16 protein-coding genes are annotated in these 12,920 nt (G+C 66.3%); 3 read left to right on the top strand and 13 right to left on the bottom strand.

Annotated features, from left to right (window positions below):
* The 8 genes from Q1W26_RS08465 to Q1W26_RS08430 form a co-directional block, all read right to left on the bottom strand.
* On the bottom strand, positions 1 to 936 hold the full coding sequence (locus Q1W26_RS08465) for a carbohydrate kinase family protein (protein WP_300438427.1): 936 nt from the start codon (positions 934 to 936) through the stop codon (positions 1 to 3).
* A gap of 81 nt (positions 937 to 1,017) precedes the next feature.
* Positions 1,018 to 2,403 (bottom strand): DUF3426 domain-containing protein, encoded by a 1,386-nt coding sequence (locus Q1W26_RS08460; RefSeq protein ID WP_300438425.1) that lies wholly within the window; start codon positions 2,401 to 2,403, stop codon positions 1,018 to 1,020.
* A complete protein-coding gene (prmA, locus tag Q1W26_RS08455) occupies positions 2,403 to 3,299 on the bottom strand; it encodes a 50S ribosomal protein L11 methyltransferase (RefSeq protein WP_300438423.1) in 897 nt (298 codons plus the stop codon). The genes Q1W26_RS08460 and prmA overlap by 1 nt, the downstream gene beginning before the upstream one ends.
* Positions 3,299 to 4,660: an acetyl-CoA carboxylase biotin carboxylase subunit gene (accC, locus tag Q1W26_RS08450; protein ID WP_300438577.1), complete on the bottom strand. Its 1,362-nt coding sequence runs from the start codon at positions 4,658 to 4,660 to the stop codon at positions 3,299 to 3,301. The genes prmA and accC overlap by 1 nt, the downstream gene beginning before the upstream one ends.
* Before the next feature lie 9 nt (positions 4,661 to 4,669).
* Positions 4,670 to 5,119 carry an acetyl-CoA carboxylase biotin carboxyl carrier protein gene (gene accB / locus Q1W26_RS08445; RefSeq protein WP_300438420.1) on the bottom strand — a complete coding sequence of 150 codons (450 nt, stop codon included), beginning with the start codon at positions 5,117 to 5,119 and terminating at the stop codon, positions 4,670 to 4,672.
* A 60-nt stretch (positions 5,120 to 5,179) separates the two neighbouring features.
* A complete protein-coding gene (locus Q1W26_RS08440; RefSeq protein WP_300438417.1) occupies positions 5,180 to 5,371 on the bottom strand; it encodes a hypothetical protein in 192 nt (63 codons plus the stop codon).
* 60 nt (positions 5,372 to 5,431) lie between these two features.
* Positions 5,432 to 5,971 carry a TlpA disulfide reductase family protein gene (locus tag Q1W26_RS08435; RefSeq protein WP_300438414.1) on the bottom strand — a complete coding sequence of 180 codons (540 nt, stop codon included), beginning with the start codon at positions 5,969 to 5,971 and terminating at the stop codon, positions 5,432 to 5,434.
* On the bottom strand, positions 5,968 to 6,594 hold the full coding sequence (locus Q1W26_RS08430) for a hypothetical protein (protein ID WP_300438412.1): 627 nt from the start codon (positions 6,592 to 6,594) through the stop codon (positions 5,968 to 5,970). The genes Q1W26_RS08435 and Q1W26_RS08430 overlap by 4 nt, the downstream gene beginning before the upstream one ends.
* Before the next feature lie 86 nt (positions 6,595 to 6,680).
* Between Q1W26_RS08430 and mpl the strand changes: the two genes are divergently transcribed.
* Both mpl and Q1W26_RS08420 read left to right on the top strand, forming a co-directional pair.
* On the top strand, positions 6,681 to 8,027 hold the full coding sequence (gene mpl / locus Q1W26_RS08425; protein ID WP_300438574.1) for a UDP-N-acetylmuramate:L-alanyl-gamma-D-glutamyl-meso-diaminopimelate ligase: 1,347 nt from the start codon (positions 6,681 to 6,683) through the stop codon (positions 8,025 to 8,027).
* A gap of 7 nt (positions 8,028 to 8,034) precedes the next feature.
* Entirely contained in the window at positions 8,035 to 8,556 is a 522-nt protein-coding gene (locus Q1W26_RS08420; RefSeq protein WP_300438409.1) for a GNAT family N-acetyltransferase, read from the top strand.
* Here Q1W26_RS08420 and Q1W26_RS08415 read toward each other — a convergent pair.
* Genes Q1W26_RS08415 through Q1W26_RS08400 form a run of 4 tightly spaced genes read right to left on the bottom strand, consistent with a single transcriptional unit; the run spans position 8,553 to position 11,876 of the window.
* Positions 8,553 to 9,593: a COX15/CtaA family protein gene (locus Q1W26_RS08415; RefSeq protein WP_300438406.1), complete on the bottom strand. Its 1,041-nt coding sequence runs from the start codon at positions 9,591 to 9,593 to the stop codon at positions 8,553 to 8,555. The genes Q1W26_RS08420 and Q1W26_RS08415 overlap by 4 nt on opposite strands.
* Positions 9,590 to 10,489, bottom strand: a complete 900-nt coding sequence (gene cyoE, locus Q1W26_RS08410; protein ID WP_300438404.1) for a heme o synthase — start codon at positions 10,487 to 10,489, stop codon at positions 9,590 to 9,592. The genes Q1W26_RS08415 and cyoE overlap by 4 nt, the downstream gene beginning before the upstream one ends.
* A gap of 38 nt (positions 10,490 to 10,527) precedes the next feature.
* On the bottom strand, positions 10,528 to 11,106 hold the full coding sequence (locus tag Q1W26_RS08405; protein WP_300438401.1) for a hypothetical protein: 579 nt from the start codon (positions 11,104 to 11,106) through the stop codon (positions 10,528 to 10,530).
* On the bottom strand, positions 11,103 to 11,876 hold the full coding sequence (locus Q1W26_RS08400; RefSeq protein ID WP_300438398.1) for an SURF1 family protein: 774 nt from the start codon (positions 11,874 to 11,876) through the stop codon (positions 11,103 to 11,105). Before Q1W26_RS08400 ends, Q1W26_RS08405 begins: the two co-directional genes overlap by 4 nt.
* Between Q1W26_RS08400 and Q1W26_RS08395 the strand changes: the two genes are divergently transcribed.
* Positions 11,866 to 12,060 (top strand): twin transmembrane helix small protein, encoded by a 195-nt coding sequence (locus Q1W26_RS08395; protein WP_300438395.1) that lies wholly within the window; start codon positions 11,866 to 11,868, stop codon positions 12,058 to 12,060. The genes Q1W26_RS08400 and Q1W26_RS08395 overlap by 11 nt on opposite strands.
* On the opposite strand, the gene Q1W26_RS08390 is transcribed toward Q1W26_RS08395, so the two are convergent.
* The gene (locus Q1W26_RS08390; protein WP_300438392.1) at positions 12,048 to 12,914 is read right to left on the bottom strand and encodes a cytochrome c oxidase subunit 3; all 867 of its coding nucleotides are present in this window, start codon (positions 12,912 to 12,914) and stop codon (positions 12,048 to 12,050) included. The two genes, Q1W26_RS08395 and Q1W26_RS08390, sit on opposite strands and share 13 nt — an antisense overlap.
* Positions 12,915 to 12,920 lie beyond the last annotated feature (6 nt).

Here is a 12,920-nt window from a genome sequence, read left to right as displayed (position 1 = left end):
TCACCACAGGGTTGAGCCGAAGGCCTTGCGGTAGGCCTCGGCGATTTCTTCACGGCTGGGCGCATGGTTCTGGCCGCCGCGGCTGGCAATCTTGATGGCGCCCATCACGGAGGCCAGGCGCCCGCTTTGTTCGAGATCCATGCCTTGCTCGATACCGTACAGCAGGCCGGCCCGGTAGGCGTCGCCGCAGCCGGTCGGGTCTTCGACGCTGGTCGGCACGGCACAGGGAATGTCGATCTTGCGGCCGGCGGTGTGGATCTCCGAGCCTTCGCCACCCAGGGTGACGATCAGGGCCTTGACTTCGCCGGCCAGGGATTCGATCGAGCGGCCGGTGCGCTCGCAAAGCAGGCGCGCCTCGTAGTCGTTGACCGTGCAGTAGTCGGCCAGTTTCAGACAGGCGAGAAGTTCCTCGCCGTTGAACATCGGCAGCCCCTGGCCCGGATCGAAGATGAAGGGGATTTTGGCATCGGCGAACTGGCGGCAATGCTCGAGCATGCCGTCGCGCCCGTCCGGTGACACGATGCCGAGTTGAACGCCGGTGGCCTGCTCGACCTTGTTGAGATGCGAATGCACCATTGCGCCGGGATGGAAGGCGGTGATCTGGTTGTCGTCCAGGTCGGTGGTGATGAAGGCCTGGGCGGTGAAGCTGCCCGGCACCTGGGTGACGTGGGCGCGGGACAGACCGAGCGTTTCGAGGCGGCCGAGATAGGGCGCGGCGTCGTCGCCAACGGTGGCCATGATCAGCGGGTCGCCACCGAGCAGCTTGAGGTTGTAGGCGATGTTGCCGGCACAGCCACCGAATTCGCGCCGCATTTCGGGCACGAAGAAGGAGACGTTCAGGATATGCAGTTGCTCGGGCAGGATGTGGTTGCGGAAGCGGTCATGGAAAACCATGATCGAATCGAAGGCGATGGAACCGCAGATGAGCGTGGACATGGATTCGGGGAGATGAATGATCGGTTTGGATGCGGGCCGTTCGGGCGGCCCCTGACGGCAGCCTGGCGGATGGCCTTCCGGTTACGGGTAGAAAACGTAGACGCGATAGCCTGCCGCAGCGACGCCGGGGGCTTCGAAGCTGACCCGGGTGACGAGTTCGCGCTTGGCCGGGAAGGCGTCTTTCGGGGCGCTGGCGGGCAGCCATTCCTTGGGCTCCAGCACCTTTCGGACGAGGGCCTTGTCGCGGGCGTCGGTGAGGGTGATTTCCAGGTAGGGGTAGGCTTGCTGGAATTCGGCCCGGTTGCGCAGGGTGGCGTGTAGCGTGAAAAAAGCTTCGCGGCCGGCGTCGGGCTGGATGTCGGAGCTTTCGATGGCGATTTCGGTGGAATCCCGGGGCAGGGGCAGTTCGCAGCCGAGGCCGGCGCACAGGCTTTCCATGAAGGGGCGCATTTGTGGCGAGGACTGCACGATCTCGCCGCGGAACATGAGGACGCCCTGGGCGAGCAGAGCCAGGCTGAGCAGGGTGGCGCCGGCGGCCCAGGCGGCCTGGCGCAGGGCCGGGCCGGGGGCGCTCTCGGTGTCGTCGGCATCCTCTTCGGGGTTGTCGTCGGGCTCGTCGGGCAGGGCTTCCGGGCGGATTGCCGCGGTGTCTGTGTCACGCGCGTGAGTGGCTGGAACAGGCGTGACGAGGGCAGCCGCGGGCGCCGCAAAGGGCTCGACTTCCAGTTCGGTGCCGCCCGGCCAGGGCTGCTCTTCGGGCGCCGAGGCCAGGGTGCGGGAGGCTGTTTCGTCGGGGTCGGGCTTGCGCAGCAGGGCGTCGAAGTCGATGGCCTCGTCGATCGGCGTGGTCAGGTCGAGGTCGGCGGCGGCGGGCCAGTCCGGCTGAAAGGGCAGGGGCTCGATGACGGGCGGTGCGTCGGCGGGGTCGGCTGCAAACGGCGCCGGCGCGAGGTCGTCGTCAGTGTTGATGTCGACGGCGGGCCATTCATCCAGGGGTTCGGTGTCGAGGTCGAAAACGGGTTCGATCCGTTCGTCGGCGTCTGGCGGAACCTCGGGGGCCGGGCGTTCGAAAACCGCTTCAGGCGGGGCTTCGTCGTCTTCGGCAGAAAACGCGGGCTCCTCCAAGGGGGGCTCCGGGGCTTCGTCTGCAGGCGTCTCGTCGAAAGGGCCAAACCCGGCATCGGGGGGTTCTGCCGCTTCGATTTCGGCGGGCGGAGGTTCAGCGGGCGTTTTCTCTTCGAGGACGAACAGCGATGGGGTGGCGACGGCTGCCTGCGGTTCAGGTTGCGCAGGCGGGGGGGGCGATTCGAAGTCTTCGTCGTCGAGCGGGCTGTGTTCGACGCGGGCTTCGAGTGCGTTGAAGGCGTGATTGCACTGGCCGCAGCGCACCCGTCCGGCACGTGCCTGGAGCTGCTCCGGGCGCACCCGGAAGGTGGTGCCGCACGCGGGGCAGCGGGCCAGGATCATCACACGGCCTCGGGGCGCTCGCCTTCGAGGCGAACCCAGCCGTCGAAGCTGGCTCCGACCTTCAGTGCGATGAAGGGGGCGTAGGCAGCGATGACGTCGTCAGCCTGGGCTTCGAGCACGCCGGATAATGCGAGCTTGCCACCAGGCGCAACACGGGCGGCGAGCAGCGGGGCGAGCATCTTGAGCGGATTGGTCAGGATGTTGGCTACGACCAGTTGGAAGGTGCCGTCGAGGGGCTTGGCGGAAACCTGCAGATGCAGGCTCACGCCGTTGGCGGCGGCGTTGTTGGCCGCGGTTTCGACGGCTTTCTCGTCGATGTCGACGCCGGTGACGTCACCGGCCCCGAGCTTGACTGCGGCGATGCCGAGGATGCCCGAGCCGCAGCCGTAGTCCAGCACGCTCACGCCCGGCGCAACCACGCTGGTGAGCCATTCGAGGCACAGCCGGGTGGTGGGGTGGGAGCCGGTGCCGAAGGCCATGCCGGGGTCGAGGACCAGGTTGATCGCGTTGGCGTCCGGTGCGGTGTGCCAGGTGGGCACGATCCACAGGCGGTCGGTGATGCGGATCGGGTCGAACTGGCTTTGGGTAAGCTGCACCCAGTTTTGTTCTTCCACTTCCTCGATGGTGAAGGGCGGCACCGCGTCGAGCCCGGCGGCGGCCGAGGCGGTAGCCAGGGCTTCGGCGAGATCGGCGTCGGTGTCGAAAAGGGCAACAACGCGGCTGTGATCCCACAGGCTGGCCGGGTGCATGCCCGGTTCGCCGAACTGGGGCTTTTCCGCCTCCGTGCCGGCGTCGGCGTCGTCGATGCTTACCGACAGCGCGCCGTGGTCCATCAGCGCCTCGGAGAGGGCTTCGGCGCGCGTCGCGTCAGCTTGCAGAATGACTGAGATCCACATCAGGTTTTACTGACTTCGTTGCGCCCGGCCAGCTTGTGCTCGAGGTAATGGATGCTCGTGCCACCTTCGACGAAGCGGGCGTCGAGCATCAGTTCCTGGTGCAGCGGGATGTTGGTCTTGATGCCTTCGACCAGCATTTCGGACAGGGCGATGCGCATGCGGCGGATGGCCTGGTCGCGGGTGTCGCCGTAGGCGATCAGCTTGCCGATCATCGAGTCGTAGTGCTGCGGCACGGTGTAGCCGTTGTACACATGCGAGTCGACGCGGATGCCGGGGCCGCCGGGAACGTGCCAGTTGGTGATCTTGCCGGGGCAGGGCGTGAACTTGAACGGATCCTCGGCGTTGATGCGGCATTCGATCGCGTGGCCGCGGAATTCGATGTCCTTCTGCTTGTAGCGCAGCTTCTGGCCGGCCGCGACGCGGATCTGTTCCTGGACGATGTCGACGCCGGTGATGAGTTCGGTGACCGGGTGTTCGACCTGGACCCGGGTGTTCATCTCGATGAAGTAGAACTCGCCGTTTTCGTAGAGGAATTCGAAGGTGCCGGCGCCCCGGTAGCCGATCTTGCGGCAGGCCTCGGCACAGCGTTCGCCGATGCGCAGGATGTGGCGGCGCTCAATGCCTGGTGCGGGGGCTTCCTCGATGACCTTCTGGTGACGGCGCTGCATGGAGCAGTCACGCTCACCCAGGTGGATGGCGCTGCCATGCTGGTCGGCGAGGATCTGGATTTCCACGTGGCGCGGGTTTTCCAGGAATTTTTCCATGTACACCGTCGGGTTGCCGAAGAATGCACCGGCTTCGGAACGGGTGGTGGCGACGGCGTTGAGCAGCGCTGCTTCGGTATGCACGACGCGCATGCCGCGACCGCCACCGCCACCGGCGGCCTTGATGATCACCGGGTAGCCGATGGCGCGGGCGATCTTGATGATCTCCTTGGGGTCGTCGGGCAGGGCGCCCTCGGAGCCCGGCACGCAGGGCACGCCGGCGGCCTTCATGGCGTCTTTGGCGGAAACCTTGTCGCCCATCAGGCGGATGGTTTCGGCGCGCGGGCCGATGAAAACGAAGCCGGATTGCTCGACGCGTTCGGCGAAGTCGGCGTTTTCGGAGAGGAAGCCGTAGCCGGGGTGGATGGCCTCGGCGTCGGTGACCTCGGCGGCGGAAATCAGCGCCGGGATGTTGAGGTAGCTCAGCGTGGAAGAGGCGGGACCGATGCAGACCGATTCGTCGGCCAGCTTGACGTACTTGGCCTCGGCATCGGGCTGGGAATGGACCGCGACGGTCTTGATGCCCAGCTCGCGGCAGGCGCGCAGCACCCGGAGGGCGATTTCACCCCGGTTGGCGATGAGGATCTTTTCGAACATGGCCATGGTTTAGCCGATGATGAACAGAGGTTCGCCGAACTCCACGGGTTCGCCGTTTTCCAGCAGGATGGCCTTGACCGTGCCGGCAGCGTCAGACTCGATCTCGTTCATGAGCTTCATGGCTTCGATGATGCACAGCACTTCGCCCACGGCAACGGTCTGGCCGATTTCGACGAGCGGCTTGGCGCCGGGGGCGCTGGCGCGATAGAAGGTGCCGACCATCGGCGACTTGACCTCGTGGCCGTCCGGCAGGGCTGGTTCGGCGGGGGCTGCGGCAACGGCCGGCGCAGCAGCAGGGGCGGGGGCTGCGGCGGGTGCTTGAGTCATGTAGCTGATCGGTGCGGGGCCGGTCGAGTGCTTGGCGATGCGGACTTTCTCCTCGCCTTCAGTGACTTCCAGCTCGGAAATGCCGGATTCCTGGACCAGATCGATCAATTTCTTGAGCTTGCGAAGATCCATTGTGTTCCCCTTGATGTTGATGGCGGCGTGCCGGGAGGGCGGGCCGCCTGATGTCTTTTTTTAACCGCGCGCGGCGCGGAAACGGGAGAGAGCGAATTCGGGGGCGAGCGGACTGATCTGGCAGTGGCCGCCCCGGATGCCCGTGCCGGCAGGCTTGCCGGAATGCATGGCTCCGGGGCCGCGCAGAACAGGCAGACGATGCTGCGTCTGATCTGTGGCGTTGGCTTCCCGGATGCAGGTTGTGCGCGTCATGAATGCAAGTTTGCCGTAATTCGACGCAAGTTGTCCACCGCGGGGGGCGGTGGCGGGGGCTCAGGAGCGGGTTAGCTCTGCGAGTTTGCGGTCAAGTTCTTCTTCGGACAGCATGCCGAGTTTTACGACGCTGATCATGCCGTTTTTGTCGACGATCACGGTAAAAGGCAGGGCTTGGGAGGTGTTGCCCAGTGCTTCGGTGAGGCCGACGGCCGACATCGGGGTGATCAGCAGGGGATAGCTCACCGGGTACTTGGCCTGGTAGGCGCGCACGTTGGTTTCGGTGTCGATGCTGAGGCCGAAGAACTGCACGCCTTTGTTCTGGTACTTGGTGCTCATGGCCGAGAGGGCGGGCATTTCCTTGCGGCAGGGGGGGCACCAGGTTGCCCAGAAGTTGAGCACCAGCACCTTGCCCTTTGCATCGGAGAGCGGGCGCTTGCTGCTGGTGCTGTCAGGGAATTCGAGGTTCAGCAGCTTTTCGAGGGCCGGGTTCGGGGCCGGCGGCGCACTGACCAGCTCGCTCTGGCGGGCTGTCAGCAGCCCGGCTGCGGCTGCGACTAGGGCAACGACGACGACAAGTACGGTGAGGGTGCGGTTCATGGGGGCGAGTCGGCGGCGGCCGCGGTTTCTTTGATGAGGGCTTCGACGGCGGCGAGGCGGGCGCGTTCCATCTGGCGGGTACCGTGGGGGCCACGGCGGGTCAGGCGTTCGATGTCCGGCGAATAGATGCGCAGCTTGACGGGAATGTCGTCCCAGTCGAAGACGAGAATGGCTTCGGGGGCGTCCGGCTGGTTGCGGCGCGGCTCCCGGTGTTCGTAGGCAACGTTGTTGTTGAGGAAGAAGATTTCGACTTCCTTTGCGCTTTCGGGAAAGAGGTCGATCTCGATTTCCGAGTAACGCCCGGCGGTGCCTTCAAGCACGGCGCCGGTGAGATAGGGGCGAAACGGCTGGAGTTCGCGCATGATCTCGACGGCGCCGAGGCGCATGGCCAGCTGGCGTTCGAGGTGTTCTTCGTCCTGGAAAACCGACAGATAGGTGCGGACTTCGGCTTCGATCTCGGCGTTGTTCGGGAGCTCGTCCGCATTGACCGCGCCGAGCTGGCGGGCGGCTTTGCGCTTGGCGAAGCCGTAATCAGAGATGCCGTCTTCGGCGATCATGCGGGCCGCCAGGGCGGCAATCTCGCGGCGCAGGTTGCTGCTGTGCGGAACGGCATGGCGCGGCATGGAGGGTTGGAGCTTCGCGTTCGATTAGAATGCCGTCCATTCTACACACGACTGTTGCGGCGCTGTTTCTGCCGCCTTTGGACTTCATGCACATTCATATTCTTGGCATTTGCGGCACTTTCATGGGTGGCGTGGCGCTGCTGGCACGGGCTGCCGGCCACAAGGTGACGGGCTGCGATGCGAACGTCTATCCGCCGATGAGCACCCAGCTCGAGGAGCAGGGCATCGGCCTCGTCGAAGGCTACGGCGTCCAGCAACTTGATCTCAAGCCGGATGTGTTTGTCGTCGGCAATGCGATCTCCCGCGGTAATCCCTTGCTCGAGGAAATCCTCGACAAGGGCCTGCCTTATGTTTCCGGCCCCCAGTGGCTGGCCGAGAACGTGCTGCAGGGGCGCTGGGTGCTGGCTGTTGCGGGCACCCATGGCAAGACGACCACCACTTCGTTGCTGGCGTGGATTCTGGAAGACGCCGGCCTGATGCCGGGCTTCCTGGTGGGCGGCGTGCCGAAGAACTTCGGTGTGTCGGCGCGGCTCGGCGGGACGCCTTTCTTTGTGATCGAAGCGGATGAGTACGACACGGCGTTTTGCGACAAGCGTTCCAAGTTTGTGCACTACCGCCCGCGCACGGCAATTCTCAACAATCTGGAATTCGACCACGCGGACATCTTTGCCGATCTGCCGGCGATCGAGACGCAATTTCATCATCTTGTGCGCATCGTGCCGAGATCCGGGCGGATCATCGCCAACGGAGCCGAGGCGTCGCTGCCGCGTGTTGTCGAACGCGGTTGCTGGTCGGAGCTGGAATGGTTCAACGATGCGGCGGGCTGGTCGATCGCCGAGGGGGCGTTTGAGGACGAAGTGGTGGTGCGCCACCAGGGCAAGGAAATCGGCCGCAAGCGCCTGCCTCTGTCGGGCACGCACAACCGGGCCAATGCGCTGGCGGCCATTGCCGCGGCGCGCCATGTGGGCGTGACGCCCGAGGTGGCGCTGGATGCGCTGACCCGTTTCGAGGGCGTCAAGCGCCGTCTCGAGCTGCGCGGTACGGTGCGCGGGGTGGCGGTGTATGACGATTTTGCCCATCACCCGACGGCGATCACGCTGACCGTCGAGGGCATGCGCCGGCAGGTGGGCGATGCGCGGATCCTGGCGGTGCTGGAGCCGCGCTCCAACACGATGAAGCTGGGCGTGATGAAGGAGCAGCTGCCGGCCAGCCTGGCGCAGGCCGACAAGGTGTTCTGCTACGCCGCCAACCTGGGCTGGGATGCCCGCGGGGCGCTGGAGCCGATTGCTGCCAAGACGGTGGTCGACGACGATCTGGATACGCTGGTGGCGGCGATTGTTGCCGAAGCGCGTGATGGCGACCGCATCCTGGTGATGAGTAACGGTGGCTTTGGCGGCATTCACGGCAAGCTGCTGGCTGCGCTGGCAGGCTAGGCGCGCCATGGAGGCGATTGTGCGGGTGGCGTCAGCAGCGGATGCGGCCGAGATTGCGGCTTTGGTCAATCGCCCCTACCGGCCGGCTCCGGAGCTGGGCGGCTGGACTCATGAGTCCGGTCTGGTGTCGGGGGCGCGGACATCGGAGGCGATGGTCCGGTCGCTTTTCGGGCCGGATTCCGACGTGCTGGTCTTGTGTCGGGGCGCGGAGATTGTTGCCTGCGTGCATGTGCAGGGTGGCGAATCTGCAGCCTACATCGGAATGCTCGCCACGGAGCCGGCCGCGCAGGCGGCGGGGCTCGGCAAGCGGATGCTCGCGTGTGCCGAGCAGCATGCGGTGGCGCATCATGGCGCGACGGCGTTCAGGATGTCGGTGCTGTCGGCCCGTACGGAACTGCTGGCCTTTTACGAGCGGCGCGGCTACGAGCGCACGGGCGTTCGCGAGGCTTTTCCGCTTGCGGCCGGTGCCGGCCAGCCGTGTGTCGCGGGTCTGGAGCTGGATATTCTGATCAAAACGCCCGGCGTTTAGCGAACCACCTGGAAGCGCCGCGGGAAGCCCGCCGCCGGAAATCGGCCGCGGGCTTCGTTGCGTGTGAACACCCGTGACACCGCAGCCAGCGTTGCGCATAGCAGAAGGGCCGCGCCGGTATTGTGGGCGACGGCCAGCGGCAGGGGCAGTTGCAGCAGCACGTTGGCGATGCCGAGGCCGATCTGGAGGCCGAGGGCGGCCAGCAGCATGCGGCCGCAAGTGCGGGTTTCGGCCCGGGTGAGGAGGCGCAGGCCCAGGCCGCCGGCGACGATCAGCACGAGGCCGGCAAACAGGCGGTGCGTCCAGTGGATCGCGGTGAGTGCGGCGCCTGGCAACAGGGCGCCGCTGGCGGTGGCGCCGAGTTCACGATCGAGGGTGAAGGCGTGATGGGTGTCCATCTCGGGCCACCAGCTGCCCTGGCAGGTGGGGAAATCGGCGCAGATCGCTGCGGCGTAATTGCTGCTGACCCAGCCGCCCAGCGCGATCTGGACGAGTATGGCCAGGAGTGCGGCAGCTGCCAGCAGGCGCAGGCCGGGGGGCGTGGAGACGGGCTGCCGGCCCGGGTGCCTTTCGCGCAGCCACAGCAGGGCGAGGAGCGCGAGTGTGCTCATGCCGCCGAGCAGGTGGCTGGTGACGATGACCGGTTTGAGCAGTTTTGTGACGGTGAGCATGCCGAGCAGGGCCTGGATCAGCACGACCCCGACCAGCGCGATCTCGAGCCATGGCCTGCGCCGTGCGCGTGCTCGCCAGGCCAGCACGGCCAGCGCCGCGATCGCCAGGCCCAGGGTGCCGGCGGCGTAGCGGTGGATCATCTCCTTCCACGCCTTTGGGGCTTCGACGGGTTTGCCGGGAAAGGCCGACTGGGCGGCGTGGACGTCGTGGGCCTGTTCGGGCACGCCGATCAGTTGGCCGTAGCAGCCGGGCCAGTCGGGGCAGCCGAGGCCGGCGTCGGACAGGCGCACGTAGGCGCCCAGCGAGACGACGACGAGTGCAAGCAGCAGCGCGGTGCTGAGAAGCGTGCGGTAAGCCCTGCTCACAGCAGCCGATCCAGAAAAAGCGCGGCGAACAGCCCGGTGAGGTAGATCAGCGAATAGCGGAAGGCGTGGCGGGCGCGGGTGTCGGAATAATCGCGCCACAGGCACCAGGCTTCGCGCAGGTAGCCCAGGTTGAGGATGGATACGAGCGCGACGTAGAGGCCGCCCGACAGGCCCAGGGTGGCCGGCAGATACGACACGGCGGCCAGCAGCACGGTGTAGAGCAGGATGTGCAGGCAGGTGAGGGGCACGCCGTGGCTCACCGGCAGCATGGGCAGACCGGCGCGGGCGTAGTCGTCGCGGCGGTAGCAGGCCAGCGCCCAGAAGTGGGGCGGCGTCCACAGAAAGATGATCAGGAAGAGGGCCAGCGCCGGCATGCCGATGGTGTCGGTCATGGCGGCCCAGCCGAGTACCGGCGGCATGGCCCCCGAGGCGCCGCCAATGACGATGTTCATCGGGGTGGCCGGCTTGAGGATGACGGTGTAGACGATGGCGTAGCCGAGGAAGGTGGCCAGCGTGAGCCACATGGTGAGCGGATTGACGGCCATGTGCAGCAACCACAGGCCGGCGCCGCCGGTGAGGCAGGCGAGACTGAGGGTTTCGACCGGGGTGATGAGGCCTTGCGGAAGTGCGCGGCCGCGGGTGCGGGCCATGCGGGCGTCGATGGTGCGTTCGACCAGGCAGTTGATGGCGGCGGCGGCACCTGCGACCAGCGCGATGCCGAGGGTGGCCGCGAGCATCAGCGCGGCGGGCGGCCAGCCGGGCACGGCGAGGAACATGCCGATCATCGCGGTGAACACGATCAGGCTGTTGACCCGCGGTTTGCACTGGGTGGCAAAGGCGGCCAGGCGGAGGCTGAGCGGTGTGGGGGCGGTGCTGCTGCGGAGGGTGGTCGGCATCGGGGTGTCTCCGGTTATGCGTCAGCGGTTGTGCGGGGTCAGCCTGCCCAGGCGTATCGGAGCAGGCGTTCCATGTCCTTGAGGATGCCGCGCGGGTCGGCGTCGGGGGCGTAGCGCAGGATGATCCGGCCCGTCGGGTCGAGCACATAAACACGGTGGCCGGCGGCGTCGAGGTTAAAGGCGCTGCGGGCCATGCTGTCCGTTGCCACGAGGGTATGCAGGTCGGGCTGGAGGGCGAGCAGGGCGGTGGCGTCGGGCGTGCTTTGGTCGGTCAGCCAGCTTCGCTGGACGCGGGACATCTGCTTGTAGAGGGCGACGTGGATCTGGCGGGTGGCGACGATCCACTTTTTGCAGGCGGCCTCGCAGGGGCCGGCGCCGGCGACGACGAGGCTCCAGTGGTCGCTGAAAGCGGTTTTGTCGAGAGGCTTGCCGGTGGCGTCAACAAGGGGTGGAAGCTCGCGAGGCGGGGTGAAGAGTTCGCCGTGGCTGCTGGCCTTGGCGGGCCGCCAGCCCCAGGCGTAGAGACCGCCGCCAATGATGAAGGGCAGGATCAGCAGCGCGAGGATCAGCAGCAGCGGGCGATAGCGGGTGAGCATCGGGACGTTTGCGGTGCTCATGCGCGCCGCCAGCCGAGGGCGAACCAGATCAGCAGCGCCGACGCGGCAAAGCCGTACCACTGCCAGGCGTAGGAGAGATGGCGTTCGGCGCGTTGATCGGGGCGCGGCCACTCGCGCACGAAGCCGGCCTGCGAACTGGCAGCCAGTTGCAGGATGACGGGCTGGACCGGGTAGGGTGCCTGCCCGGAGAAACGGGCCAGGTCGAGGTTTTGCCAGACGGGTTGCCAGCCGGGGCTGGCGGCTTCGGTGCCGAGGGTAAAGAAGCGGCTGCCGGGCACGACGGCGATGCCGCGGAGTTCGAGCGGCCCGGCGGGCGTGGTGACTTCAGGCAGGTCGGCGTGGCGGGCGCTGGCCGGAATCCAGCCGCGGTTCACCAGTATGCGCATGTCGCTGCCTTCGATACGCAGCGGTGTGATGACGTGATAACCGGCCTGCTCGCGGTGGACGCGATTGTCGACGAGGAACTGGCGATCGGTTTCAAACTGGCCGCGCACGACCACCGGGCGAAAGCGCAGCGTTTCGGCGTCGACCGGGCTGGCGCCGAGTTTGAGTGGCGCATCGGTGCCGCGGGAATCGAGAAGATCCTGCGCAGTTTGTTTGCGGTCGAACTTGGCGTGCTGCCAGTTTCCAAGCTGGATGCAGCCCGCGGCGACGATCAATGCAAGCGCGCCGCCCCACACCGACGGGCGGAAGCGCCGGCCGCTTGTGGCGGCCTTGGCGCCGGCGCACAATCGGCCGACGATGTTCGGGGAGTGGGCTGTGCTATTCAAGTTTGCGGTGATGCTCATGCTGTTGCTGGTGATCGGCAGCCTTTTCTCGGGCTTGTTCTTCCTTTATCGCGACAAGGGCAATGGCGACCGTGTGTTGCGGGCGCTTACCTTGCGCATCTCGCTTTCGGTGCTGATCTTTGCTGCCTTGCTGCTGGCCTACCGTTTTGGTGGCTACAGCCAGTAGATCACCACAAACAGCAGCAGCCAGACCACATCCACGAAGTGCCAGTACCAGGCCACGGCTTCAAAGGCGAAGTGGCGCTTGGAATCGAAATGCCCTGAAAGGCTGCGGCCTGCGACCACCGCCAGCATGATGGCGCCGAGGGTGACGTGAAATCCGTGGAAGCCGGTGAGCATGAAGAAGGTGGCGCCATACACGCCGGCGCCCATGGTCAGGCCCAGTTCGGTGTAGGCGTGGTGGTATTCGTAGGCCTGAAAGCCCAGAAAGATGACGCCGAGCAGCACGGTGAGGATCAGGCCCAGGTTGAGCTGGCTGCGCTTGTCCTTCATCAGGCCCCAGTGGGCCCAGGTCAGTGTGACGCCGGAGGTGAGCAGCAGCGCGGTGTTGATCGCCGGAATGCCCCAGGCGCCCATCGGCGTAAAGCTGGCGCCCTTGGGGCCGGAGGTGGGCCAGCCACCAGAGTAGCCCTGGTAGAGCGTGAATAGCGGATCCATGCCGGCCAGCGCGGGCACCGAGATGGTTCGGCAGTAAAACAGCGCGGCAAAGAAGGCGGCAAAGAACATGACTTCCGAGCCGATGAACCAGATCATGCCCTGGCGGAAGGATTGATCTTCCCAGTCGGAGTAGGCGCCTCGCTGGTTTTCGCCGATCACCGCGCCAAACCACCTGAACAGCACGAAGATGATCACCGCCGCCCCGGCCGTCATCACCCACGGTCCGGGCGCGAACTTGTTCATCAGGAGGATGAAGCCCAGCGCCAGCAGGAACATGCCGCCCGACAGGAAAACCGGGTACAGGCTGGGCTGCGGCACGTAGTAGTGGCCGGCGTGGGGCGTGGAGGCGTGCGAGGCGTTCAAGGCGGG

It is taken from the genome of Zoogloea sp. (assembly GCF_030157465.1).
GTDB lineage: Bacteria > Pseudomonadota > Gammaproteobacteria > Burkholderiales > Rhodocyclaceae > Zoogloea.
Note: the sequence above shows the minus strand (reverse complement) of the source record. Positions and strands in the feature narration are given on the sequence as shown.

What these genes read in the sequence shown, in the direction of transcription:
- Q1W26_RS08465 (WP_300438427.1), bottom strand. Translation starts at nt 936, where the DNA reads ATGTCCACGCTCATCTGCGGTTCCATCGCCTTCGATTCGATCATGGTT.
- Q1W26_RS08460 (WP_300438425.1), bottom strand. Translation starts at nt 2,403, where the DNA reads ATGATCCTGGCCCGCTGCCCCGCGTGCGGCACCACCTTCCGGGTGCGC.
- prmA (WP_300438423.1), bottom strand. Translation starts at nt 3,299, where the DNA reads ATGTGGATCTCAGTCATTCTGCAAGCTGACGCGACGCGCGCCGAAGCC.
- accC (WP_300438577.1), bottom strand. Translation starts at nt 4,660, where the DNA reads ATGTTCGAAAAGATCCTCATCGCCAACCGGGGTGAAATCGCCCTCCGG.
- accB (WP_300438420.1), bottom strand. Translation starts at nt 5,119, where the DNA reads ATGGATCTTCGCAAGCTCAAGAAATTGATCGATCTGGTCCAGGAATCC.
- Q1W26_RS08440 (WP_300438417.1), bottom strand. Translation starts at nt 5,371, where the DNA reads ATGACGCGCACAACCTGCATCCGGGAAGCCAACGCCACAGATCAGACG.
- Q1W26_RS08435 (WP_300438414.1), bottom strand. Translation starts at nt 5,971, where the DNA reads ATGAACCGCACCCTCACCGTACTTGTCGTCGTCGTTGCCCTAGTCGCA.
- Q1W26_RS08430 (WP_300438412.1), bottom strand. Translation starts at nt 6,594, where the DNA reads ATGCCGCGCCATGCCGTTCCGCACAGCAGCAACCTGCGCCGCGAGATT.
- mpl (WP_300438574.1), top strand. Translation starts at nt 6,681, where the DNA reads ATGCACATTCATATTCTTGGCATTTGCGGCACTTTCATGGGTGGCGTG.
- Q1W26_RS08420 (WP_300438409.1), top strand. Translation starts at nt 8,035, where the DNA reads ATGGAGGCGATTGTGCGGGTGGCGTCAGCAGCGGATGCGGCCGAGATT.
- cyoE (WP_300438404.1), bottom strand. Translation starts at nt 10,489, where the DNA reads ATGCCGACCACCCTCCGCAGCAGCACCGCCCCCACACCGCTCAGCCTC.
- Q1W26_RS08405 (WP_300438401.1), bottom strand. Translation starts at nt 11,106, where the DNA reads ATGAGCACCGCAAACGTCCCGATGCTCACCCGCTATCGCCCGCTGCTG.